Origin of the sequence: Levilactobacillus paucivorans, assembly GCF_001437125.1 — a bacterium.
GTDB lineage: Bacteria > Bacillota > Bacilli > Lactobacillales > Lactobacillaceae > Levilactobacillus > Levilactobacillus paucivorans.
In genome coordinates this window covers 34,102-58,704 of record NZ_JQCA01000074.1, presented here as the reverse complement: position 1 = coordinate 58,704, position 24,603 = coordinate 34,102, and the positions used below count along the sequence as shown (strand labels likewise).

Genomic DNA, 24,603 nt, shown 5'->3' with positions numbered 1-24,603 from the left:
AAATGGTCGTTTTGGCGTTTTTAGCACTATTACTTAAGAGATTTTAGACAGCTTCTTAGACCAATCGGCGGCCACGGCAGAACTCATCCGACGATACTTACGGGGATTTGGGCCCGCGACCTTGGCCGACTTTGTGAAATGGTCAGGCATCAAGATTAGTCAGGTGCGGCCGGCTTGGCAACGGGTTGTGCCGGAGTTGACGTCCGTGATGGTCGACACCGAGCAGTTATGGATGATTGATCCAATGACGTCGGCTGAGCTGGCAAAGGTAACCGATCACGTGGCACAAGACACGCTGATTGCGGCTAGTTTTAGTGCTGCGATGACGGGTTACCGGGAGAAGGCGTGGTTCGCCACGCCGGCCATTCAGCACCAGCTGTGGTCCAAGAATGGCATTCTGCGGGCCCCAATCGTGGCTCAGGGCGCCGTGGTGGGGAAGTGGACTTATCAATTGAGAAACGGGCAGATTCACTTTAGTGTCACTAGCTGGGGGCCATTTGACCACGACCAACTGACCACGCAATTTATACGGGTGGCCCAGTTTCTTGAGGCTGACTATATGGGATTTACCAGCACTAAAATTAAATTAAAGTAATTGAAAAGGACGACGTCACCACCTCACAATAGTGAAGTGGCGACGTCGTCCTTGATGTTTCGGGATTAGTCGGCGAATTCTTCCAATTCCAGACTCTTTTCGGTCCAGGAATCTTCGGTTTCGCTGAGTTGCGTGGTAATGGTCGTGAGTTGCGCTTGCAGATCGCCCAATTTACCGGCATCATTGAAGTTCTCTTCTTGGCTCATTTCGGTTTCAATGGCCGTTTTCTGTTGTTCGAGGTCGGCCATTTGGTCTTCCAGTGCGGTCACTTGCCGGCTTAACTTTCGTTTGGCCTTTGCCTGTTCTTTTTGTGCTTGGTAGTCTACCTGAGTTTGTTTGGGGGCCGTCACTGTTGGATGAGCGGCCTCAGCCTCTTCGGCCTCCTTAGCGGCATAGGCGTCTTGCTCGGCCTTCTTAGCCACATAGTAGTCATAGTTCCCCAGGTAACGGGTGGTGCCTTCAGGACTCAGTTCCACGACCTGTGTGGCCACCTGGTTAATGAAGTACCGGTCATGAGAAACGAACAGGATGGTGCCGTCGAACTCATTTAAGGCGGTCTCTAAGACTTCACGGCTGTCGATGTCCAAATGGTTAGTAGGTTCGTCGAGCATCAAGAAGTTATCGTGACGGAGGGCGAGCTTGGTCAACAGTAAGCGGGCGCGTTCACCACCACTCAGGCTGTGAACGCTCTTGTCGACATCGGCCCCGGTGAAGAGAAAGCTACCTAGGATCGACCGAATATCCCCCTCAGGAGTTGTCGGATGGTCATCCCACAACTCGTGGAGGACGGACTTCTTGTCATGCAAGGTGGCTTGGTCTTGGTCGTAGTACCCAGTATCCACCCCGGTGCCAAAGATAATTTGGCCCTGAATGGCGGGGATACGACCCAGAATCGTCTTGAGCAGGGTGGACTTTCCAATACCGTTAGGCCCCACGATGGCGACCGACTGGTGTTTCTTGATATCCAGGGTGACGGGAGCCGCCAAGATATGGCCATCGTACCCCACAGCGCCATTGACGACGTCGAGCACGACGTTTCCACTTTGACGACGGGGCTTAAAGCTGAAACGTGCCGCCTTGTCGTCGCCCTCGGGTCGGTCAAGCTTGTCCATCTTTTCCAATTGTTTTCGCCGGGCCTGCGCGCGTTTCGTGGTCGAGGCTCGGACGATGTTCTTATTCACAAAGTCCTCGAGCTTACTGATCTCAGCCTGTTGCTTGTCGTATTCCTTCCAGGATAACCGAAGGCGTTCAGCCTTGGCGGCGATGTAGTGGGAATAGTTGCCGGGATAGTGGTCCAGCCCGCCGTGAGCCATGTCGTAGACGTCATTGACCACATGATCGAGGAAGTACCGGTCATGGGAAACGACCAGAATGGCACCAGGATAACCTTGCAGGTAACCTTCTAACCAGGTTAAGGTTTCAACGTCCAAATGGTTAGTGGGTTCATCTAAGATGAGCAGGTCAGGTCGTTCTAGCAACAGTTTGGCCAGGGCCAACTGGGTTCGTTGCCCGCCGGAAAGTTCGTTGATTGGCTTATCATAGTAGTCTTCATCGAATTCGAATCCATGCAGGACGCCACGAATTTCGGCCTGATAGCCGTAACCGTTCTGGTCGCTGAAGTCTTGTTGGAGTTGATCGTAGCTACTGGAGACCTGGGCAAACTGCTCCTGATCGGCGGTAACGTTGGGATCACTCATCTGAGCTTCAAGTTCATGCATGCGTTTTTCCATGGCAATCAGCTTGGTAAAGACACTGAGCATCTCATTCCAAACGGTCTTGGTGGATGCCAGGCCGGCGTTTTGTGCCTGGTAGCCCATGGTTAGGCCTCGTTTCGTGGTGATTTGACCCACGTCCGGTGTCGTTTCGCCGGCGATCATTTTCAATAGAGTGGATTTCCCCGCACCATTACGGCCAACTAAGGCCACGCGACCGTGCTCGGGAACGTCCATGCTCACGTTTTCGAAGAGCACACTGGCCCCGAAGCGCCGGGTGACTTGTTGAACTTGTAAGAGTATCACGGTGAACCAACCTCCTTTTTTCATTTCACTGAGTTAATACCCACTATTTTAGCATATTCTGGAGTCAGACCGAAATCCAAACTAACTTGTGAAAACTTTTTGCAAATTCTTTCACAAGGAGAGTGGTTATGCTATAATTTGTAAGAAAGTTAGTTTCACAATCCAGACAAATAGGCCGTAAAAAACCGGTGCTTGTGAACACCGGTAAGAGATTTTGATTAGGAGGTTTCAAGCTTTGACTGAACATAAGATTCCCCGGGCGACAGCGAAACGACTGCCCATTTATTACCGTTATCTGAACATCTTACTGGATGCGGATAAGACCCGGGTCTCATCGACTGAATTATCAGATGCCGTAAAGGTAGATTCAGCCACTATTCGCCGGGACTTTTCGTATTTTGGTGCGCTGGGTAAGCGAGGCTACGGATACGACGTTGAAAGTTTAATTAAATTCTTTAAGAAAATTCTGAACCAGGATCGCCTGACGAGTGTGGCATTGATTGGGGTCGGGAACCTGGGTCATGCGCTGTTGAATTTCAACTTCCATCAGGATGGCAATGTGCGAATCAGTGCTGCCTTTGATGTGAAGGACTCGATGGCTAACACCGTTCAGAGTGGGGTGCCCATCTATCCCATGACCGATCTGCGCAAGCAATTGGAAGAACAGCAGATTGAAGTGGCGATCTTGACGGTGCCCGCCGACGTTGCCCAACAAGTGACGGACGAAACGGTTGCCGGAGGTGTGAAGGGAATTCTAAACTTCACGCCACTGCGGATCACGGTGCCTAAGGGTGTCCGGGTTCAAAATGTTGATTTGACCAATGAATTACAGACGTTGATCTACTTCTTGGAACACTACAACAACTTAGGTTAGACGACTGAAGAGTCTGGGAGAAATCCCGGGCTCTTTTTTGTTGCCTGGGTCGAGTTAATTGAATCAAAAGCCGGAAGACAAGTGCCCGTAAGCTCCGGGCGTGTCCTCGGAAAATTCGTCTACCAAATTCCTTGATTTTTAAAACGAAAAACCATATATTAGATATTGTGATTAGCACTTATGTTAGTCAAGTGCTAACAGTGCTAAAAAGTAAGTTCATTGGAGGGATTTAAGTGTTAAAACCATTAGGAGACCGTGTCATTTTAGATCAACCAGAAGAAGAAGAAACGACGGTTGGCGGCATCGTGCTCGCAAGTAACGCCCAAGAAAAGCCCCAAACGGCGAACGTTGTTGCTGTTAGCGATGGCCGGGTATTAGACAATGGCGATAAGGTGGCCCCAACTGTTAAGGTTGGCGACCGAGTATTGTTTGATAAGTACGCTGGTACGGAAGTTAAGTACCAAGGCAACACTTACCTTGTTTTACACGAAAAGGACTTAGTCGCAGTGATTGACTAGGACTTTCCCACTGATACCAAATCGACAATATAAAAACTAATATGAGGTGAATTGGAATAATGGCTAAAGAATTGAAATTTTCTGAAGATGCACGTAGCAAGATGCTTGCTGGTGTAGATAAGTTAGCTGATACTGTTAAGACCACCTTGGGACCTAAGGGACGTAACGTTGTTTTGGAACAAAGTTACGGTAACCCAACCATCACCAATGATGGTGTGACGATTGCTAAGGCAATTGAACTTGAAGATCACTTTGAAAACATGGGCGCTAAGTTAGTTTCCGAAGTTGCTTCCAAGACCAACGATATCGCTGGTGATGGGACGACGACTGCAACGGTTCTGACCCAAGCCATCGTTAACGAAGGGATGAAGAACGTCACTGCCGGTGCTAACCCTGTTGGCATTCGTCGTGGGATTGAAAAGGCCACGAGTGCGGCTGTTGAAGCCTTACACAAGATGTCTCATGATGTTAAGACGAAGGAAGACATTGCGCAAATCGCTTCTATTTCATCAGCTAGCCAAGAAACGGGTAAGTTGATTGCCGACGCCATGGAAAAGGTTGGTAACGACGGGGTCATCACCATTGAAGAATCCCGTGGGGTTGATACCAGCTTGGACGTTGTCGAAGGGATGCAGTTCGACCGTGGGTACATGTCACAATACATGGTTACCGACAACGACAAGATGGAAGCTAACCTGGACAATCCTTACATCCTGATTACGGACAAGAAGATTGCCAACATTCAAGACATCTTACCATTATTACAATCCGTCGTTGAACAAAGCCGTTCACTCTTGATCATCGCCGATGATATTACTGGTGAAGCTTTGCCAACGTTGGTTCTCAACAAGATGCGTGGGACCTTTAACGTCGTTGCTGTCAAGGCTCCTGGCTTTGGTGATCGTCGTAAGGCCCAATTACAAGACTTAGCTATCCTGACTGGTGGGACGGTCATCACTGATGATTTAGGCCTCAACTTGAAGGACACCACGATTGACCAATTAGGCCAAGCCCAAAAGGTTAACGTCACTAAGGACAACACGACTGTTGTCGAAGGTGCTGGTGCTAAGGACCAAATCGCTGAACGTGTTGCTGAAATCAAGGGTCAAATTGATGACACGACCTCTGACTTCGACCGTGACAAGCTGAAGGAACGTCTGGCTAAGTTAGCCGGCGGTGTTGCTGTGGTTCGGGTCGGTGCTGCTACCGAAACCGAATTGAAGGAACGTAAGTACCGGATCGAAGATGCCTTGAACGCAACGCGTGCCGCTGTTGAAGAAGGCTTCGTTGCTGGTGGTGGGACTGCCTTAATCAACGTCATTGGTGACGTGGCTAAGGTTGAAGCCGAAGGCGACGAATTGACCGGGGTTAACATTGTCCTCCGTGCCTTGGAAGAACCCGTTCGTCAAATCGCTGAAAATGCCGGTGTTGAAGGCTCAGTTGTTGTTGAACACCTTAAGGGTGAAAAGCCTGGTATTGGGTACAACGCTGCTGACAACAAGTACGAAGACATGGTTAAGGCCGGGATTACCGACCCAACCAAGGTTACCCGTTCTGCTTTACAGAATGCGGCTTCCGTTTCTGCCTTGTTGCTGACGACTGAAGCTGTCGTGGCTGAAAAGCCTAGTGACAACCCAGCCCCAGCCGCACCAGCTGCCGGTCCTGGAATGGGCGGCATGATGTAGAAATTAACGCGCTAGTTCGCTAGTGCTGAATAAAAAGAAGCCAACCGATTCATTCGGTTGGCTTCTTTTTATGGTTATTCGGGTTGTTTAGCGGCCGCGATTAGGTCGTCAAAGCTTGTGCTGTCGGGTTTAAATGGCTGGATGGCATCGGTAGCGACCAGGTTGCCAATCTTGTCGATGAAGCTTTCGATCGGCTCGTCGGGAGTCACCCCGTGGAAGTCACCGAAGCCATATTGCCACCATTTCAGCGCGATGAGTTGGTCGATGACCGCCTGTGGGAAACGGTACTTGAGTACGCGTGCTGGGATACCACCGACCACGGCATAGGCTGGCACATCCTTAGTGACCAGAGCGCCACCGGCAATGACAGCGCCATCTCCAACCGTAGCACCGGCCGGGGTGAAGCGGACATCCTGGCCAATCCAGACGTCGTTGCCGATCACAATCGGCCCCCCGTTGTGAACCGGACTGGGTTTGCGTTCAAAGGTGTTTTCGGTGGTACCTAAGTAGTCGTTGAAGGCCGTGACCCGGTCATCGTAAGTGAGCATGGATGTTGTGAAACGGGTTGTCGGGTGACTGCCCTGCATGCGAGTGACGTTGGTGGCAATGGATGAGTAGCGACCGATTATCGTGTTGACTGGAAGATTACTATTGGTGGAGCTAAAGGCCCCCATACTAAAGAAATGGCGGCCAAATAGGAACTGGCTGTAAGGCTCGATCTGGAGGTTAACGGGGAGCCGAACGGGCCGCAGAGAGTGAATGCGGTGGCTTCCTGGATGTCGCGAACGAGTATAGATGTGTCGGGCCGTTAGAAAATCGGCAAGTTCCGGCGTAAACGGCACAGTTTGGCTACGATGTGAGTGGGTCGCCACTAGATTATTTTGAAAAAAGGTGACCCCATTGATTAGAGTTGACATCTCAAAACACTTCTTTCTTTGGTCCTAGCATACTATAAAACGATAATAAGTTGATAAATAATCAACCAGTTTTGTAAGCGGTTTAACAATGATTAGCCACAACTATTGACGGGAAACAGGGTGTACGATTCGACCACGACTTGTCAGATGCCACGGCAATGAAACCGATACCAGAAAAGTTCCCGAAGACCAGCAACATAATTTGAATAAAATCAAGGCTTTATTTCCAGCAAAGGTTGCCGGATAATGGGGAAGTTCGTCTACCACTATTTGCGGTTGCTAACTGCGGTAATTGTGGTAATGTTTAGACAGTTGTAGTAGAATTACGTCTGCACTTGAACTTCAATAAATCAAGCATCTTAAGCGGGTTTTGACCCGTTTTCATTATTTATGGAGATAAGGAGTAACTAGTCATGTGGCATTATTTAAAGCGGGTTTTAATTGGGAAACCTCTAAAAACCATGGACGAGGGCGGTCAAGCGTTGACCAAGTTTAAGGCATTAGCCTTACTGTCATCCGATGCTCTATCCTCTGTGGCATATGGTACTGAGCAAATCACTACAGTTCTGATCACCTTATCCGCAGCGGCCATGATGTATCAATTATACGTTGCGGCATTGGTTTTAGTTCTGTTATTTGCGATTACGCTTTCTTACCAGCAAATTATTCATGCTTATCCTTCCGGTGGTGGGGCCTATGTGGTTGCCAGCACCAACTGGGGTGAAGGTGCGGGATTAGTCGCGGGTGGATCATTACTGGTCGACTACATGTTAACGGTGGCCGTTTCTACGACCTCCGGAACTGAAGCGATCACGTCGGCTATTCCTGGTCTGTCGAAGTATTCCGTATTGGTCTCGGTATTAATCGTTGTTGGGATTATGTTAATGAACCTTCGAGGTATGCGTGAATCGGCGGCGTTCTTAACGTTGCCAGTGTACTTCTTCATTGCCATGATCTTCATCATGATTGCTGTCGGTTTCTATAATATCGTCACTGGGAACATCACCTACCATGCTGCGGCACCGGTAGGGGGCACAGTTTCGGGGATGACGTTGCTGCTGTTCTTCCGGGCGTTCTCCTCTGGGTCATCGTCACTGACCGGGGTTGAAGCCATCAGTAACGCGGTGCCAAACTTTAAGAAGCCTAAGAGTCATAACGCGGCCGCAACGTTGGCCATCATGGCAACCATCTTGGCGATCTTCTTTGGTGGGATTACCTTCATGAGTTACTACATGGGTATTCGACCACAAGCTAGTCAAACGGTGCTTTCACAAATTGGAACCAACGTTTTCGGCCATGGCGTCATTTATTATCTTTTCCAATTATCTACGGCCTTAATTTTAGCTGTCGCCGCTAATACCGGATTCTCAGCGTTTCCAATTCTGGCCTATAACTTGGCTAAAGATAAGTTCCTGCCCCACGCCTACCTGGACCGAGGAGACCGGTTGGGTTATTCCAACGGGATTATCTCATTGGCACTGGGTGCGATTGCCTTAATCTTCATCTTCCATGGGCAAACGACGTTATTGATTCCACTGTATGCCATTGGGGTGTTCGTGCCATTTACGTTATCGCAATCTGGGATGATTATTCACTGGTTTAGAACCCGTGAAGGCTTCTGGCAAGGGAAAGCTTTCATTAACTTTGTGGGGGCATTAATCTCTGTGGTCTTAGTGACCTTCCTCTTGATCACGCGTTTCGGCAATATTTGGCCGTACCTGATCATCATGCCACTGATTCTACGGTTGTTCTACCGCATTCACGAGCACTATGGCAAGGTGGCTAAGCAGTTGCGGGTAGCCGCAAAGGCCAAGGCCGAAGTTCACGAGTATGATGGGGCCACGGTTATTGTCTTGGTCAGCAACATCACCCGAGTGACGACGGGGGCCATCAATTACGCCCGGTCTATCGGAGATTACGTCATTGCGATGCACGTGTCCTTCGATGAAAATCCACAGAAGGAACACAAGACTGCTCAGGAATTCAAGGAAGAATTCCCAGACATTCGATTTGTGGATATCCACTCCTCTTACCGGTCCATCGCGACGCCAACGTTGCGGTTCTGTGATGTGATTGCTAAGCGGGCGGCCGAACGAAACTTTACGACCACCGTGCTGGTACCGCAATTCGTGCCACGGCATCCTTGGCAAAATGTGTTGCATAACCAGACGGCCTTACGTCTGCGGGCAACGCTGAACTCACGTGAAAATATTATTGTATCAACTTATAACTATCACTTAAAAGAGTAGTTGCGGTGCCGAGGAGCTTCCTCGGTGGCCCCAATACCCGGCGGTGGGCCTTCTGCCAGGAAGGTTCACCGTTTTTTTGATCCGGTTCTAAGGAAATTGTTTGGGCCAGTTAATGGCAGTTATCGTGGCAGTTGAATCGTTTTTTCACAAGGCCCATCAAATTATTTGTGGCACGAGTGATTCGGAATCGTTGCACTTGCGGAATCCCGTGGGCACAAAGATTGCCCAGAAGGGTGAAGGAGAATGTCGCGCGGCAGATTATTTGATTTATGAAACTGATTTCATGAGTTTGTGAATAATGGCACCGCTTAAATCTTCCGTAAGGTTCGGTGGCAACCCTAAAAGGCGGTTGTGTTTGATTTGTGAGATTTGTATAATTAGCAAAAGAACCGATAGAAAAGAAAGAGGACACTTTATGAAATTTGAGATTATTGTTAGCTTATTCGCTACCATGATTATCTCCGCAGTCCTAACGCCGTTTGTACGCCGCCTTGCGTTTCAAATTGGTGCGGTGGATAAACCAAATCAGCGACGCGTCAACAAGGTGCCCATGCCCACATTGGGTGGCTTGGCAATTTTCATTGCCTTCACCTTCTCGACCATGTTTCTACTCCGCGATCAGATGCCAACGCAGCAGCTCTGGGGATTGTTCGGTGGGGAATGTATTATCGTTGCCGGCGGGATGATCGATGATGTCTTTGAATTGCGGCCGCGGCAAAAGGTGATGTTTCAAACCTTGGCGGCCTTAGAAGTTTATTTTGTTGCCGGTGTGCGGATGCGTTACCTGACGTTACCCTTTGTCGGTGTTTGGCATTTCGGCTGGTTGGCCTTACCCATTACGTTGATCTGGATTGTGGCGATTATTAACGCCATCAACCTGATCGATGGCCTTGACGGGTTGGCAACGGGGGTTTCCATCATTGCGTTAACCACGACGGGGATCACGGGTCTCTTCTTCCTCAACGTGGCCAACACCTGGGTGGCTATCATGATTTTCGCCTTAGTCGCCGCTATGGTCGGGTTCCTGCCGTACAACTTCTTCCCAGCACGCATTTATCTGGGAGACACGGGGGCCCAGTTTATCGGGTTCATGATTGCCTGTTTCTCCCTGTATGGGTTGAAAAACGTGACATTTATCTCCGTGATTATCCCCGTGATTATTCTGGGGGTGCCGATTACCGATACGGTTTACGCCATGATTCGACGGATCTTGAACAAGCAACCAATCTCGCACGCCGATAAACACCATCTACATCACCGATTGATGCAGTTGGGCCTGACCCATCGGCAAACGGTGCTGGTCATCTACGGAATTGCCCTAATTTTTTCCTTTATTTCCTTGCTCTATCCGCTATCTACGATCTGGGGGTCGGTCCTTCTGACCATTGCCATCCTAATTGGGTTGGAACTCTTCGTGGAAGCCATTGGGCTGGTCGGTTCCGATCGACAGCCATTGCTACACTGGATCAATCACATTGTTAAAAAGTTGACGTCAAAAAATTCCGATTAGGGAAGTTGACGATAGACGAAAGGACTCGAATCCGCAAAGATTCGAGTCCTTTTTTATGATCCGAACGGGTATAGTCCAAGCGTGCACATTGACTGACCGCTTTTGTCACAATTTTCCTAAGCGTTAACGATTGCTGGCATGAATCTCAACAGGAACCTCGTGATAGGCCACGGGGCCCTCCTTAACCGTGAATTGGTTGCTGAGCAGATTGGTAATGGCCTCCTGAGTCGTAGTCACGGCATCGAGGTCAACGGCGATGGTCACTGCCACAGCATCGGTATAGGCCGTGTCTAGCACGCTGATGGCGTTCTCAGTTAGGTAGTGGGCCAAACGGTCGTAGAGGGGGTAAGACACGGTGAGGGTGAGCTCACGCTGTCTGACGAGTCTGACCACACCGGTGGCTTCGACACCCGTGGAGGTGGCATTGCTGTAAGCGCGGATTAAACCACCCGCGCCGAGTTTGATCCCGCCAAAGTACCGCGTGACGACGGTGATGGCGTTGTGGAGCTCGTTGCGCTTGAGCACAGTTAGGATCGGCACGCCAGCGGTTCCAGAGGGTTCACCGTTGTCACTTTCCCGTTGGATTTCATCGTGTTCGCCCAAAACGTAGGCCCAACAATGGTGAGTCGCCTTGGGTTCACGACCGATCACACCGGCGATAAAGGCTTGAGCCTCTTCCTCAGTGGTGACACGGCCAACGTCGGCGATAAATCGAGATTTTTTGATTTCTAGCTCGTGTTGGCCAGCTTCTTTGATGGTGAGGTAATCAGTTTCCATAAAATAACCATCCTTTACAAATTTTACGCTGTCGATTACGGAGTTATCCTTGAATGACTAGGAGGGATGACAAATGACAGCCTTTTCAGATTTATTTGGTCGCCGATCGCCGGTACCACTCCCGGGAGCTCCGGGTATGGTGACTAGTCACGCGATTGCGGCAGTCGGTCAACGCTGGCAGTGCCAACGTTGTAACCAATGGATTGCGGCAACCGATCGCTTGCCAAATGGGGACTGGTATTGTCGCACCTGCCTCCAATTGGGTCGGTTGACCTCTCGGGATCGATTATACACTATTCCGGAACCGAACCGGTTTGCGCGATTGGTGGCGGGAGGCCTGACTTGGCACGGACAGCTCAGTCCCTTGCAAATGCAGGCGGCCCAAGCCGTCCGAAAACACGCGTTAGGCGGCCAGCGGCAACTCTTGTGGGCAGTGACCGGAGCCGGCAAGACTGAGATTGTCTATCCGGCCTTGGCCGATGCGTTAGCTCGAGGATGGCGGGTGGCGTGGGTCTCTCCTCGAATTGACGTTTGCTTGGAGCTTGCCCCGCGTCTGCAACGTGATTTCGGTGGGGTCGAGCAGTGTGTGCTCTATGGTGGGCAACCAGTGCCGTATCATTATTGCCAGCTGACGATCTGTACGACCCATCAATTGTTGCGGTTCGATCAGGCGTTCGACTGGATTATTGTGGATGAGGTCGACGCTTTTCCCTTAGCCACCAGTCCGATGCTACAGGTCGCCATTGACCGCGCACAGAAGGCGCAGGGGAGTTGCCTGTATCTGACCGCAACGCCCGGAGAACGCCTGCAACGGGAGATTAAGCAGAGAAAACTAGCCGTCACCTATTTGCCACTGCGTTATCATGGCTATCTGTTGCCACGGCTTCAGCTCAAGATCAGTTGGCGGTGGCGCCAACAGTTGCGGCGAGGCCGGCTTCCAGCCGGATTGCAACGTCAGCTCCGTCTTTGGTGGACGACTCGGCGACCATTTTTAGTTTTTGTGCCGCACGTGGCCGATCTGCCGGTGGTTATGGCGGTGCTCATGCAGGCTGGCCTGAGTGGTGGAACCACGGTTCATGCCGCCGATCCTGATCGGCAGGCCAAGGTTCAGGCGTTTCGGGAAGGTCACTATCATTTCCTGTTAACAACGACCATTTTGGAGCGAGGGGTCACGTTTCCTAAGGTAGCCGTGGCCATCTTGGGGGCGGATGACCCGGTATTCTCGACGGCAGCCTTGGTCCAGATTGCCGGGCGGGTTGGCCGACTGGCCAGTGATCCCGGTGGGCAGGTTCTGGCCTGCTGTCATAGCAATGCCCGGCATGTCCAACGCGCCCGCGCGATGATCACCCGTCTGAATCGGCAGGGTCGGCGTCAGGGGGGACGACCATGTTAACCTGTGTGTGGTGTGGCCGAGCGTTTGCTCCGGCCATAACGGTGACCATGATTTGGCAATGGCGGCCATTGCCACAACCGGCGCTGTGTAAGACTTGTCGTGACCGTTTGACGCCGATTAGTCCGCAGCATTGTCCGCAGTGTGGTCGGCAACAGACCACCGTTGAAGTCTGCCGAGATTGTCGACGCTGGCAGGATAGTCTCTATAATCGCGCCGTGTATCGCTATGATGCGGGGATGAAGGCCTACATGCAACAATACAAATTTCAGGGGGATTATCGGTTGCGCTTGGGCCTGCAAGCGGCGTTAAGGACAGCCTTGGACCGGATGGACTATGATATCTTGGTTCCGATTCCTATTGATGAGCGAACTTGGCAGACCCGGGGGTTCAACCAGGTGACGGGCTGGTTGACGGGCCAACATTTTCAGCAAGCACTGGCCGTCACCGCAACCCACAAGGATCGGCCGCAGTCGGCCAAGACCCGACAGGAACGTCTCCTGACGCCCCAACCGTTTGAATTGGTCACTGGGGCTAGTGACCTTTTAGTCAACCAACGTGTTTTACTACTGGATGACGTGTACACGACGGGACGAACCCTGAGACATGCGGCTCAGCAAATTTATTTAGGCGGTGCGAAAGCGGTTACTAGCCTGACTTTAGCGCGTTAAGCGTCGATAAAAATGACAAGATTAATTGTTTATGAGAAGGCTTTCTATTATAATAAATGTAAGCAAAGCATATTAGAAGAGTGGTCCTTCTAGTGCTGAGCAAGCCAAGCAATCTCTTGGCTGAAGGGAGAGAAGTTTTATGCTCACATTTAATATTCGTGGTGAAAACATCGAAGTTACTGACGCAATACGGGATTACGTTGAAAAGCGTATCAGCAAGTTGGAGAAATATTTCGACAACAAAGTTGAGGCAATTGCGCATGTCAACCTGAAGGTCTACCAAAACAAGACAGCGAAGGTTGAAGTAACAATCCCACTCCCATACTTGACATTACGGGCGGAGGAAACCTCTCCGGACTTATATGCAAGTGTTGACCTGGTTACTGACAAGCTGGAACGTCAAATTCGCAAGTACAAGACCAAAGTTAACCGTAAGTCTCGGGAAAAAGGCTACAAGCATCTTGATTTCGCTTCAGAGGCTGCGGAAGAACCAGCTGAAAGTAACGAGCTCGAGGTTGTCCGGACTAAACGCGTTTCGTTAAAGCCAATGGATAATGAAGAAGCTGTTCTGCAAATGGACATGTTAGGCCACGACTTCTTTATCTACGAGGATGCTGAAACCAATGGGATCAGCATTGTCTACCGCCGCAACGACGGCCGTTATGGTTTGATTGAAGCCGACGACCAATAATGTTGACTAACTAACGAAGTACCGCCTAGGCGGTGCTTTTTTAGTCTCAGCACGCAAAGAATTCGCTTTCATCATTCGCTAGATGGGTAGAAAAGTTTCATCTTGCCTTGGTTAGTGTTAAAATGTAGGTTGATTTATTGCCAAGAAATAGGTAACTTTAAATAGACTTATAAAAGTACTGAAGGGAATTCTCACATGCCAAATATTTTGAAACGATGGGTCGAAAGTGATCGACGGACTTTACGACGCCTAAGTAAATTAGCGGATGAAGTTGGCGCTTACGCTGACGATTACGCAAAGCTGTCAGATGAAGACCTGAAAGCTAAAACGCCAGAATTTAAACAGCGCTATCAAGACGGCGAAACCTTGGATGATTTATTGCCAGAGGCCTTCGCTGCTATTCGTGAAGGTGCGAAGCGGGTCCTCGGCCTCTATCCATTCCACGTCCAAATCATGGGTGGGATTGTCCTTCACGAAGGTAACATTGCCGAAATGAAGACCGGTGAAGGGAAAACCTTGACCGCAACGATGCCAGTCTACCTGAATGCCTTAGCTGGCAAAGGGGTTCACGTTGTGACGGTTAACGAATACTTGTCTGCACGTGATGCCACTGAAATGGGTGAACTGTACAACTGGATGGGCTTGACGGTTGGTTTGAACTCTGCCGAAAAGTCTTCCGAAGAAAAGCGGGAAGCTTACTTGGCCGACATCACTTATTCCACTAACGGGGAAATCGGGTTCGATTACCTGCGGGATAACATGGTGGTCTACAAAGAAGATATGGTTCAACGTCCTTTGAACTTCGCCATTGTCGACGAAGTGGACTCCATCTTAATTGATGAAGCCCGGACGCCACTGATCATTTCTGGTCAATCCGAAGGTACGAGTGCTTTGTACCAACGAGTAGACCGGTTTGCTAAGACCCTGCATGAAGAAGACGACTTTAAGATTGATTTGGAATCTAAGACGGTTGCCTTGACTGATACAGGGATTGAAAAGGCTGAAAAGTACTTCAATCTGAAGAACCTCTACGATACCGATAACACGGCCTTGACTCACCACATGGACCAAGCCTTACGGGCTAACTACATCATGTTGCGTGATAAAGATTACGTGGTTCAAGAAGGGGAAGTCCTCATCGTTGACTCGTTTACTGGACGGGTTATGGATGGTCGGCGCTACTCCGATGGCTTGCACCAAGCGATTGAAGCCAAGGAAGGCGTTGAGATTCAAGAAGAAACCAAGACGATGGCCAACATCACCTACCAAAACTTATTCCGGATGTACAAGAAGCTTTCCGGGATGACGGGGACGGCGAAGACCGAAGCCGAAGAATTCCGAGAAATTTACAACATGGAAGTTGTTTCCGTGCCAACCAACAAACCGGTTGTCCGGGTTGACCAACCTGACCTGTTGTATCCAACCTTGGAATCCAAGTTCGATGCCGTTGTGACTGAGATCAAGACGTTACACGCCAAGGGTCAACCGATGTTAATCGGGACCGTTGCCGTTGAAACGTCCGAATACTTGTCAGAACGACTCGACCAGGAAAAGATTCCGCACGTGGTCTTGAACGCGAAGAATCATGCCAAGGAAGCCGACATCATTCAGAATGCCGGTCAACGCGGGGCCGTTACCATCGCCACCAACATGGCTGGGCGGGGGACCGATATTAAATTGGGACCCGGCGTGGTTGAAATTGGTGGGTTAGCCGTTATCGGGACTGAACGTCACGAGTCTCGGCGGATTGATAACCAACTTCGTGGACGTTCCGGTCGTCAAGGGGATCCTGGTATGACGCAGTTCTACCTGTCTCTGGAAGATGACTTGATGCGTCGATTCGGTTCTGACCGTGTTAAGGGCTTCTTGGAACGGATGAACGTTGAGGGTGAAGACGCTGTTATTCGGAGTCGGATGATCACCAAGCAAGTTGAATCCGCTCAGAAACGAGTCGAAGGGAATAACTACGACTCGCGTAAGAACGTTCTGCAGTACGATGACGTTATGCGACAACAACGTGACGTGATCTACGGTGAACGTAACGAAGTCATCAACCAAAGCGACTCACTGAAGTGGGTTCTGATGCCAATGATCAAGCGGACCGTTGACCGTGTGGTTAACTTACACACGCAAGGCGACAAGTCTGATTGGGATTTGGATACGTTACTTGATTTCGGAATTTCAGCCATGGTTTCTCCCGACAAGATCAGCCTCGCTGACCTGAAGGACAAATCCGCTGACGAGATCAAAGCCTTCTTCATGGGCTTAGCTGAAAGTGTTTACGCCGAAAAGGAAAAGCAACTCTACGATCCTGCTCAAATGCTGGAATTCGAAAAGGTTGTGCTTCTGCGAGTTGTTGATTCTCACTGGACCGATCATATTGATGCGATGGATCAATTACGTCAATCAATCGGTTTACGGGGTTACGGTCAATTGAACCCACTGGTTGAATACCAACAAGATGGTTTCCGGATGTTTGAAGAAATGATTTCAGATATCGATTACGATGCCACCCGGTTGTTCATGAAGTCAGAAATTAGACAAAATATTACCCGATAATCGGGAACTGGCGAGGCGGGAAGAGATTCCGGCCTCGTTTTTTTTAAAAGAGTGTGCTCATGGACGGTTAGTCGGCGAGTATTAACATCGCTAAGCTGAAAATCCCGGGGTGGGATTTTGGGCTTGGCAGGGTTAAACGGAGCTGGCTTCCCATGAGTGCACGTTTCCACAAGGTTAACAAACCAGACAAAATCTATTTACCAAAGGAGCCAAACAAAATGGACTTAAGCGATGCAAAACGGAACATTGCGGCCATGCAGGAACAACTCGACGGCTTTAGGGGGTCACTTTGACTTCGATGCCCTGAACGAGAGCATCAGCGTTAACGAGGCACAGATGGCCCAGCCAGGGTTCTGGGACGACGCGAATGCTGCCCAAAAACTGATTGACGAAACCAACGAAATGAAGGGAAAGGTCAGTGAGTTCGAAGCCTTGCGCGATCAGGTTGCCGATCTGGAAGTGGCGGTTGAGTTACTCCAAGAGGAACCGGATGCCGATATGCAGGCAGAGTTCGGCCAGAACTACACCAAGGCTGAGGATGCCTTGCGTCAGTATCGGTTGAACCTGTTATTAAATCAACGTTACGACCGAAACAACGCTATCTTAGAAATTCATCCAGGTGCCGGGGGAACGGAATCTCAGGATTGGGGCTCCATGTTAATGCGGATGTATACCCGTTGGGCAGAACAGCACCACTTCCAGGTGACCATCTTGGATTATCAGGCTGGGGATGTTGCTGGACTCGGGAGTGCTACGCTCTTGATTTCCGGACGCAATGCCTATGGCTACCTGCGTTCCGAGAAGGGGGTTCACCGGTTGGTGCGGATCTCACCATTTGATTCAGCCGGTCGACGCCACACGTCGTTCGCGTCAGTCGACGTCTTGCCAGAGCTAGACGAGACGGTGGATGTTGAGATTAATCCGGCAGACTTGAAGGTCGACGTTTATCGGGCTTCCGGTGCGGGGGGTCAGCACGTCAACAAGACCTCGTCAGCGGTGCGGATTACCCATTTGCCAACGGGGATCGTCACCCAGAGTCAGGCCCAACGATCTCAACTTCAAAACCGGCAAACGGCCTTGGCTATGTTGCGGGCCAAGTTGTATGAACGGGAAGAAGAAAAGAAAGCTCAGGAAAAGGCAGCCATCGAAGGCGAACAACTGGATATTGGTTGGGGGTCACAGATTCGTTCCTATGTCTTCCATCCCTATACCATGGTGAAGGACCATCGGACCAACTACGAAACTGGGAATGGTCAGGCCGTCATGGATGGCGATCTCGATCCGTTTATCGATGCCTATCTGCAATGGCAATTGAGCCAGAAGAATCCTCAATAGATTGCGGCAGTGATCAAGCTAAAGTGATGGGCAACCTGGTAGTAGGATGCGCCTTACCGGTCGCCGGTTATGGGCTGGAACGGTGAGAAATCTACTCACTGACTAAGGAGAACGACGCGCCTGAGCCCATAACCGGCGACCTCACGGCTTAGATAGTGGATCTGTGGCGCCAACTAGGTGATACCCGCTAAGTTGGCGGAGTAAGATTCATAGTCTTCAAAACAACAAAATTATGGTAGCTATCGCCAAGTAACAAGTGGGTGATGGCTACCATTTTTAGTTTAGCTGATTAGATTAGGACATTATGTTTGTGCAAAGGGAGAAAAAACAGCAGCTTAACTTCAGTTGTGGCAGTGTTCTACCTTAGCCGGAGGAGGCCAGGGATGGAGCCGGCCGTGGAGGTGGTGTAAGACCGAGTGGTTTTCTCGGCCTTACACCACGGGCGACTTTGAAGACCCGCGTTTCTGGCGGGGCTTCAAATCGAGCGAGAAGCCCAAAGGGCTGAAGCGTCCCCACAGCAGGCGTAATCCCTGGCAGCCGCAGGCGGCCGTCCACAACACCAGTCATAACTGGTAATTGTTCTAAATCAAGAACCTTTGGGCGGGTAACACGAATGTCGTGTTGCCTGTTTTTGTTTCATGCTATACTGGTGACAGTTATTTTTTCAGGAAAGGTGTCGATGACATGCGAACGTTGATAGCATGTGGCAGTTATCTTTTACAGCCGTTAGTTTGGCTGGCAGTCTTGCGGTTATGGCTGGTGAGTCGCGCACGTATCAAGCAGGAACGCAAGGATTTTGGGAGTGCTGTCTATAGTGATCACTTTGAATTACGCCATATGCTCACACAGGGGCTTTTGTTGGGGGTGGGGCTTTCTCTGGTCAATATTCTGGTCGGCTTTAGCCTACCGGTTGTTTGGATTTTGGTTTATGAGGCTTTGGCATTAGTCACGCTGATCGTTCTGCCAACGACGATTCTCCCGCTGACCCTGATTGTGGTGGCCACTGTCGTCACAGTTTGGAGCGGATCATACATAACAAATTCATTCAGCCTGGATTCAGTCGGGCTGACTTGGCAAGGCGTCGGGGCTCAGAATTATCTGTGGCTAGGCGTTCTGTTCTTCCTGTTAATGGGCCATTGGGTCGCACATTACGGGGGACGTTTTGTGAGTCCCCGAATCTATGCGAAGCAACGGGGAAAACGAATTGCTGGTTATCCTTGGCGTGAATTCTTGATTTTACCTATGGTGACCTTGGTTCCTGGTGACTGGTTCACCAGCCAATGGGCTTTCTGGCCAGTCGTTCATTTACACGGTCAGAGCTTTGCCATTCTGGTTTTGCCATTAGTCTTAGGGCTACGATTCACGGTGTTCCGTCAGGCGCCGCGTGACGTTTATCAACGGTTAGCGACAAAATTCGTCTGGCTAGGTGTCGTGGCTGCTATTTTCCTTGGCGCTAGTTTCTTATGGCCAACAATGACGCCTATTCTATTAATTTTACTGTTAGTTGGTTATGCACTCGTTCTTTGGCAAGCTAAACACTATGATGAGCGTCAACAATTCTGGTATTCTCAGGTTGATGACGGGGTACGGGTCTTGGCAATTCGGCCAGGAACGCCCGCGGCCAAGCTGGATCTGGCGGCGGGAGACATTATTCTTGAATGTAACCATCGCCCGATTAACAGTGAAACAAGCTTTTACGAAGCCTTATTGGCTAACTCCGCCTATTGCCACTTACGGGTGCGCGATATGAATGGCGAACTTAAAATGACCGAAACGGCCATCTATTCAGGTGCGCCCCATGAAATTGGTATTGTACTCTTTCGAGATCTGGAGGGATAACCCATGAGCAGAGTCCTAGTCGTAGATGATGAACCAGCGATTGTTACCTTACTACAGTACAACCTCGAACAGGCGGGTTATCAAGTGGTGACCGCGATTGACGGTGAACAGGCCTTGAATCTGGCCCTTCACGAACGGTTCGACGTGATCCTCTTGGATCTGATGTTGCCCAAGTTAGATGGGGTTGAAGTGACGAAAAAGTTACGTCAGGAAAAGGTTAGCACGCCGATTATTATGATTACTGCGAAGACTAGTGAATTTGACACGGTCTTTGGCCTTGAACTAGGGGCGGATGATTACATCACGAAACCCTTTAGTCCCCGCGAGGTTATTGCCCGAATGAAGGCCGTCATGCGCCGCTATCATGATGAAAATGATCAGCCACAGACGGGCACACGGCCAGCCGGTAACCTCTTACAGGTTGGCGATCTCACGATCGACCAGGATAAATTTCAGGTTAAACGGGATGACCGTTTGATTGATTTGACCCCTAAAGAATTCGAACTGTTATTGTTCTTTGCGAAACGGCCCGGCAAGGTCTGGAGCCGTGAACAGTTACTGGAAGGCGTCTGGGGCTTCGATTACAGTGGGCAAACGCGGATGGTGGACATTCATGTGTCCCATCTGCGCGAAAAAATTGAACGTGATCCCAAACATCCAACGCTTCTACGAACGGTTCGTGGGTTTGGCTATACGTTTGAGGCGCAACCATGAGACGGTTCATTGGCGTGTGGCTGATCTGTGGCCTGGCCAACAGTGTCATGGTCGCGTTGGTCCAACCTGCTAGTCTGACCAGCGCTTGGATCGTGGCCTGGCTGATTGGACTGCTTGAAGCCGTCGGAATCGCCTTTGGGCTTCGTTGGGCCGATCAGCGTATTGGAATTCTCACCAAGAAAGTGGAGGGGATTCGTCACGAAGAGGAACCAGCCCACGTGCTCCTCTCGCCGCACGATCCCTTTCAACAGTTGGCCTTGCAGATTAATTATCTGCAGACGCATCAACGTAAAATTCAGCGACAGATGGCGGGGCAGAACCAAGAATTTGCCACGTTACTGGATTACCTGCCAATCGGGGTCATGGTGATTGACCGTTACCGCAAGGTAGAATTGGCCAATCCGGCGATGGAGCAGTTTTTACAGCACAAGATCTCGCCACGGCGTCATCCATTTACTCAAGACGTGCAGCAATTTGAGTTAGCCAGTCTGATCAATTCCGCTTTGACGGAACGCCAGACCCAACAGCATGTGTTGAAGGTTAATGATCGCACGGTTGATGCCCGAGCCATCTACACGGCAACGTCTCAGGACTACTTTCAAGTTCTGGTGTTGCTCTACGATGTGACGGAAGTCTACGCCGTGGAACAGATGCAAATGGACTTTGTCTCCAATGCCTCACACGAATTGAAGACGCCAGTGACCGCGATCTCGGGTTTTGCCAAGACACTCTTAGCCGGGGCGCAGAACGATCCCGAGAAACGCTCGGAGTTCTTGCACATCATCGATCAGCAGAGTGAACGTTTGGTGGAACTGATCAACGATGTTCTGACGATCTCCCATCTTGAATCGGGGAACGCGGTCGAGGTCAGCATGGTGCCGGTGGGTCAACAGATTGCCACGCAGGTGACGCTGCTGGCACCGTTGGCTCAGGTTAATCAGGTCACACTAGTTAACCAGGTTGATTCGGCCTTTATGGCCGTGACCGATCAGCGCAAGCTCGATCAGATTTTGAAGAATGTCATGAGTAATGCCATTAAATACAATCGTCCGGGTGGTACCGTCACGCTCACCCTGGCGCAAACACCCCAGAATTGGACGCTCACGATTGCCGACACGGGAATCGGCATTGGTCCCCAGGATCAGCTCAGAGTCTTTGAGCGCTTCTACCGGGCCGATGTGTCGCATTCCAATCAGTTGGTTAGTGGGAGTGGCCTAGGCTTGGCCATTGTCCGTGAGCTCGTGCAGTCACTCAATGGTAAAATCAATCTACAAAGTCAGCTGGGCGTCGGAACCACGGTCATCTTGACCTTCCCAGTGACGATAGCTCCAGTTGATGATACACCAAATACAGATAACGCCTAAACGAGACCTGACACCCAGTCAGGCCTTTTTTGATCGCCTTAATTGACTACTGGGCGGGCTGGTTTGACCCGCAATTTTTCAACATCGGGTTACATTTACACAACCTTTACAATACGGCTACGAGACATTTACATTGATTCGGTATACTGACTTTTGTAAGGTCGAGCCGTGACGCTTGGCTAGTAGGAGGTTAGTGAAATGTCGAAAAAACACTGGTGGCAAGCCATCGGAGCCGTGATTATTGTGGCTCTGGGAATCTTTGCCTACCAAACGCGACAGGTCAGTCATGCTGGTGAATCCATCACCGCAGTCGGGTCAACGGCACTGCAACCCTTGGTGGAAGCGGCTGGAGAACAATATACGGGCGAACACCTAGGCACGTTTATCAACGTCCAGGGTGGGGGAACCGGGACCGGTCTCAGCCAGATTCAAGAGGGGGCCGTCCAGATTGGAAATTCCGACCTCTTTGCCGGCGAACAGAAGGGGATCAAAGCCGCCGCCTTGATCGACCACCGAGTCGCTGTCGTCGGGATTACACCCATCATTAACCGCAAAATTGGACTAAAAAATTTAACGACCCAACAACTCATTCAAGTCTTTACCGGCCAAGTCACCAATTGGCGTGAACTCGGCGGAGCCAACGTGCCAGTCGTGTTGATTAACCGGGCGCAAGGAAGTGGTACGCGGGCGACCTTCGAACAATTTGGGTTGACTAATCACCGTTCCAAGACCGCTCAAGAACAGGATTCTTCGGGGATGGTTCGTCAGATCGTGGCGACGACTCCCGGGGCAATTAGCTACGTGGCCTTTTCCTATGTGAATTCGACCGTTCAATCGCTCAGTCTAAATGGTATCAAGCCAATCGAAGCCAATGTGAAAACCAATCGGTGGCGTATCTGGTCTTACGAACACCTCTATACCAAGGGTCAACCGCACGGCTTAACCCAGCGGTTCATTCAGTACGTTCAATCACCAGCGATTCAAAAGACGCTGGTGCGCCAATTGGGTTACCTGTCACCGGATCAAATGAAGGTTGAACGGGACGTCCACGGCAACGTCACACGACTGGAAGGTGGCAAGTCATGAAAACAACCCAACAATTAGAAAAACAACTCAAGCGGCACTCCAAGGCCGCCAAGTTGGAAATCTGGGGCAAGGTTGTGAGTTTCTCAGCTTTACTCCTGATCGTCGCGGTGGTTGTGGGGATTATCGGTTTCGTTGCGTCCAAAGGGATTGCGACCTTTACCAGTAATCACGTCAATCTCTGGGATTTCTTGACGGAGAAGAAATGGAATCCGGGCATCACGGATGCCAATGGGAAGCCTGAAGTTGGCGCGCTACCCATGATTGTCGGGTCATTTCTCATCACAATTCTTTCGGCCATTGTGGCCACACCGTTTGCGATTGGAACGGCGGTGTTTATGAACGAGATTTCACCAAACAAGGGGGCTAAGATTCTCCAACCCGTGACGGAACTGCTGGTGGGGATTCCCTCCGTGGTTTATGGGTTTATCGGTCTCTCAGTGGTCGTACCGGCGACACGAGCAATCTTTGGGGGCAGTGGGTTCGGGATTCTCTCCGGAACCTGTGTGCTCTTCGTCATGATTCTGCCGACCGTGACCTCAATGAGTGTGGATGCCTTGCGAGCGGTTCCACGGTACTACCGGGAAGCCTCACTGGCGCTCGGGGCGACGCAGTGGCAGACCATCTACAAGGTGGTTTTGCGGGCCGCCACACCAGGCCTCATGACCGCCGTTGTTTTCGGGATGGCGCGGGCCTTTGGTGAAGCACTGGCCGTTCAAATGGTTATCGGGAACGCGGCGCTCATGCCGGGGAGCCTAGTGGATCCGGCGGCAACACTGACCTCCGTATTAACCACGGGGATCGGAAACACCGTTATGGGCTCCCTACAAAACAATGCCCTGTGGTCACTGGCCCTGGTATTGTTACTGATGTCACTGGTCTTTAACCTCATTATTCGCCTGATCGGCCGAAAGGGGCGTCTTCAATAGTGAATCCAAAAACGCAAAATAAAATTGCCATTGGGACGTTGTACGGCGTTGCCGGGTTGGTTGTCTTGATTCTCCTAGCATTGCTCGGCTATATTCTGGTTAGCGGGCTTCCCCAGTTGAGCTGGCACTTTTTGACGGCACCCGCCAAGGCCTTTCTCAAGGGCGGTGGGGTTGGGGTGCAACTCTACAATTCCTTCTATCTCTTGATTTTAGCGATGCTGATTTCCTTTCCCATTGCCTTGGGAGCGGCGATCTACCTCTACGAATACGCCCGGGACAATTGGGTGACGACCACGATTCGAACGGCCATTGAAATTCTCAGCTCACTGCCCTCGGTAGTGGTCGGTCTGTTCGGCTTTCTGTTCTTCGTGGTGAAGCTCCGGCTGGGATTCTCCATTCTCTCCGGGGCCTTTGCCCTGACCTTCTTTAACTTGCCACTTCTGACCCGAAGTATCGAGGATTCTTTGCGAACCATCGACCTCTCGCAACGTGAGGGGGGACTGGCGTTAGGATTATCGCGCTGGGAGACCATCACGCGGGTCATCTTACCTGCGGCGGTGCCGAGTATCCTCACCGGGGTTATCCTGAGTGCGGGACGGGTTTTCGGGGAGGCAGCGGCCTTGATTTACACGGCCGGCCAGAGTGCCCCCGCCCTTGACTTCACGGATTGGAACCCATTCAACATTTCCAGTCCATTGAATCCGATGCGTCCGGCCGAAACGTTGGCCGTCCACATCTGGAAGATTAATTCCGAAGGGATCATGCCAGACGCGAAGGCTATTTCGTCCGGGTCGTCGGCGGTCTTGGTTCTCGCAATCTTGATCTTTAACTTCGCCGCGCGCTATCTGGGTAAGCGGCTTTACAAGCGGCTCACGTCAGCCTAAA

The 24,603-nt window shown here is 50.7% G+C and carries 20 protein-coding genes; 17 read left to right on the top strand and 3 right to left on the bottom strand.

Annotated features, from left to right (window positions below; all coding sequences use genetic code 11):
- Window positions 1–40: 40 nt before the first annotated feature.
- Window positions 41–595, top strand: coding sequence for a DNA glycosylase AlkZ-like family protein (locus tag IV54_RS07390; protein WP_083488550.1), 555 nt, complete (start codon window positions 41–43; stop codon window positions 593–595).
- Window positions 596–660: 65 nt separating this feature from the next.
- Here IV54_RS07390 and IV54_RS07385 read toward each other — a convergent pair whose 3' ends face one another.
- Entirely contained in the window at window positions 661–2,613 is a 1,953-nt protein-coding gene (locus tag IV54_RS07385) for an ABC-F family ATP-binding cassette domain-containing protein (RefSeq protein ID WP_057878744.1), read from the bottom strand.
- 235 nt (window positions 2,614–2,848) lie between these two features.
- On the opposite strand from IV54_RS07385, the gene IV54_RS07380 reads away from it, so the two are divergent.
- From IV54_RS07380 to groL, 3 genes are all read left to right on the top strand, one after another.
- A complete protein-coding gene (locus IV54_RS07380; RefSeq protein WP_057878743.1) occupies window positions 2,849–3,487 on the top strand; it encodes a redox-sensing transcriptional repressor Rex in 639 nt (212 codons plus the stop codon).
- Window positions 3,488–3,720: 233 nt separating this feature from the next.
- Window positions 3,721–4,005: a co-chaperone GroES gene (gene groES / locus IV54_RS07375; RefSeq protein ID WP_057878742.1), complete on the top strand. Its 285-nt coding sequence runs from the start codon at window positions 3,721–3,723 to the stop codon at window positions 4,003–4,005.
- A 59-nt stretch (window positions 4,006–4,064) separates the two neighbouring features.
- The gene (gene groL, locus IV54_RS07370) at window positions 4,065–5,690 is read left to right on the top strand and encodes a chaperonin GroEL (protein WP_057878741.1); all 1,626 of its coding nucleotides are present in this window, start codon (window positions 4,065–4,067) and stop codon (window positions 5,688–5,690) included.
- A gap of 74 nt (window positions 5,691–5,764) precedes the next feature.
- On the opposite strand, the gene IV54_RS12195 is transcribed toward groL, so the two are convergent.
- Window positions 5,765–6,607, bottom strand: a complete 843-nt coding sequence (locus IV54_RS12195) for a CatB-related O-acetyltransferase (protein ID WP_057878740.1) — start codon at window positions 6,605–6,607, stop codon at window positions 5,765–5,767.
- Window positions 6,608–7,020: 413 nt separating this feature from the next.
- On the opposite strand from IV54_RS12195, the gene IV54_RS07360 reads away from it, so the two are divergent.
- Together IV54_RS07360 and IV54_RS07350 are read left to right on the top strand one after the other, a co-directional pair.
- Entirely contained in the window at window positions 7,021–8,856 is a 1,836-nt protein-coding gene (locus IV54_RS07360; RefSeq protein WP_057878739.1) for an APC family permease, read from the top strand.
- Window positions 8,857–9,271: 415 nt separating this feature from the next.
- Window positions 9,272–10,366, top strand: a complete 1,095-nt coding sequence (locus tag IV54_RS07350) for a glycosyltransferase family 4 protein (RefSeq protein WP_057878737.1) — start codon at window positions 9,272–9,274, stop codon at window positions 10,364–10,366.
- A gap of 123 nt (window positions 10,367–10,489) precedes the next feature.
- Here the strand turns inward: IV54_RS07350 and IV54_RS07345 are convergent, their stop codons facing one another.
- Window positions 10,490–11,143, bottom strand: coding sequence for a YigZ family protein (locus IV54_RS07345; protein ID WP_057878736.1), 654 nt, complete (start codon window positions 11,141–11,143; stop codon window positions 10,490–10,492).
- A 73-nt stretch (window positions 11,144–11,216) separates the two neighbouring features.
- Between IV54_RS07345 and IV54_RS07340 the strand changes: the two genes are divergently transcribed.
- The 11 genes from IV54_RS07340 (at window position 11,217) to pstA (ending at window position 24,602) form a co-directional block, all read left to right on the top strand.
- Window positions 11,217–12,536 carry an ATP-dependent helicase ComFA gene (locus tag IV54_RS07340; protein ID WP_057878735.1) on the top strand — a complete coding sequence of 440 codons (1,320 nt, stop codon included), beginning with the start codon at window positions 11,217–11,219 and terminating at the stop codon, window positions 12,534–12,536.
- Window positions 12,530–13,204 carry a ComF family protein gene (locus IV54_RS07335; protein ID WP_057878734.1) on the top strand — a complete coding sequence of 225 codons (675 nt, stop codon included), beginning with the start codon at window positions 12,530–12,532 and terminating at the stop codon, window positions 13,202–13,204. The genes IV54_RS07340 and IV54_RS07335 overlap by 7 nt, the downstream gene beginning before the upstream one ends.
- Window positions 13,205–13,343: 139 nt before the next feature.
- On the top strand, window positions 13,344–13,895 hold the full coding sequence (gene hpf / locus IV54_RS07330; protein ID WP_057878733.1) for a ribosome hibernation-promoting factor, HPF/YfiA family: 552 nt from the start codon (window positions 13,344–13,346) through the stop codon (window positions 13,893–13,895).
- 195 nt (window positions 13,896–14,090) lie between these two features.
- Window positions 14,091–16,454 (top strand): preprotein translocase subunit SecA, encoded by a 2,364-nt coding sequence (gene secA, locus IV54_RS07325; RefSeq protein ID WP_057878732.1) that lies wholly within the window; start codon window positions 14,091–14,093, stop codon window positions 16,452–16,454.
- Between the two features lie 218 nt (window positions 16,455–16,672).
- Window positions 16,673–17,789, top strand: a protein-coding gene (gene prfB, locus IV54_RS07320; protein ID WP_191980413.1) for a peptide chain release factor 2 whose coding sequence is annotated in 2 segments (ribosomal slippage) — window positions 16,673–16,744 and window positions 16,746–17,789 — 1,116 coding nt in all. Because the reading frame shifts where the segments join, the coding sequence is not laid out codon by codon here.
- A 684-nt stretch (window positions 17,790–18,473) separates the two neighbouring features.
- Complete coding sequence (locus tag IV54_RS07315; RefSeq protein ID WP_057878730.1) at window positions 18,474–19,628, top strand: PDZ domain-containing protein; 1,155 nt, start codon at window positions 18,474–18,476, stop codon at window positions 19,626–19,628.
- Window positions 19,629–19,631: 3 nt separating this feature from the next.
- Window positions 19,632–20,342 (top strand): response regulator transcription factor, encoded by a 711-nt coding sequence (locus IV54_RS07310; protein ID WP_057878729.1) that lies wholly within the window; start codon window positions 19,632–19,634, stop codon window positions 20,340–20,342.
- Window positions 20,339–21,706 (top strand): sensor histidine kinase, encoded by a 1,368-nt coding sequence (locus IV54_RS07305; RefSeq protein WP_057878728.1) that lies wholly within the window; start codon window positions 20,339–20,341, stop codon window positions 21,704–21,706. Before IV54_RS07310 ends, IV54_RS07305 begins: the two co-directional genes overlap by 4 nt.
- A gap of 198 nt (window positions 21,707–21,904) precedes the next feature.
- Complete coding sequence (locus IV54_RS07300) at window positions 21,905–22,792, top strand: phosphate ABC transporter substrate-binding protein PstS family protein (RefSeq protein ID WP_057878727.1); 888 nt, start codon at window positions 21,905–21,907, stop codon at window positions 22,790–22,792.
- Window positions 22,789–23,718, top strand: coding sequence for a phosphate ABC transporter permease subunit PstC (gene pstC / locus IV54_RS07295; protein WP_057878726.1), 930 nt, complete (start codon window positions 22,789–22,791; stop codon window positions 23,716–23,718). The genes IV54_RS07300 and pstC overlap by 4 nt, the downstream gene beginning before the upstream one ends.
- Window positions 23,718–24,602, top strand: coding sequence for a phosphate ABC transporter permease PstA (gene pstA / locus IV54_RS07290; protein WP_057878725.1), 885 nt, complete (start codon window positions 23,718–23,720; stop codon window positions 24,600–24,602). Before pstC ends, pstA begins: the two co-directional genes overlap by 1 nt.
- The last annotated feature ends 1 nt before the right edge of the window (window position 24,603 follow it).

Excerpts from the sequence above, each read along its gene's own strand:
- groL (WP_057878741.1), top strand. The coding sequence starts at position 4,065 with ATGGCTAAAGAATTGAAATTTTCTGAAGATGCACGTAGCAAGATGCTT.
- IV54_RS12195 (WP_057878740.1), bottom strand. The coding sequence starts at position 6,607 with ATGTCAACTCTAATCAATGGGGTCACCTTTTTTCAAAATAATCTAGTG.
- IV54_RS07360 (WP_057878739.1), top strand. The coding sequence starts at position 7,021 with ATGTGGCATTATTTAAAGCGGGTTTTAATTGGGAAACCTCTAAAAACC.
- IV54_RS07350 (WP_057878737.1), top strand. The coding sequence starts at position 9,272 with ATGAAATTTGAGATTATTGTTAGCTTATTCGCTACCATGATTATCTCC.
- IV54_RS07345 (WP_057878736.1), bottom strand. The coding sequence starts at position 11,143 with ATGGAAACTGATTACCTCACCATCAAAGAAGCTGGCCAACACGAGCTA.
- IV54_RS07340 (WP_057878735.1), top strand. The coding sequence starts at position 11,217 with ATGACAGCCTTTTCAGATTTATTTGGTCGCCGATCGCCGGTACCACTC.
- IV54_RS07335 (WP_057878734.1), top strand. The coding sequence starts at position 12,530 with ATGTTAACCTGTGTGTGGTGTGGCCGAGCGTTTGCTCCGGCCATAACG.
- hpf (WP_057878733.1), top strand. The coding sequence starts at position 13,344 with ATGCTCACATTTAATATTCGTGGTGAAAACATCGAAGTTACTGACGCA.
- secA (WP_057878732.1), top strand. The coding sequence starts at position 14,091 with ATGCCAAATATTTTGAAACGATGGGTCGAAAGTGATCGACGGACTTTA.
- IV54_RS07315 (WP_057878730.1), top strand. The coding sequence starts at position 18,474 with ATGCGAACGTTGATAGCATGTGGCAGTTATCTTTTACAGCCGTTAGTT.
- IV54_RS07310 (WP_057878729.1), top strand. The coding sequence starts at position 19,632 with ATGAGCAGAGTCCTAGTCGTAGATGATGAACCAGCGATTGTTACCTTA.
- IV54_RS07305 (WP_057878728.1), top strand. The coding sequence starts at position 20,339 with ATGAGACGGTTCATTGGCGTGTGGCTGATCTGTGGCCTGGCCAACAGT.
- IV54_RS07300 (WP_057878727.1), top strand. The coding sequence starts at position 21,905 with ATGTCGAAAAAACACTGGTGGCAAGCCATCGGAGCCGTGATTATTGTG.
- pstC (WP_057878726.1), top strand. The coding sequence starts at position 22,789 with ATGAAAACAACCCAACAATTAGAAAAACAACTCAAGCGGCACTCCAAG.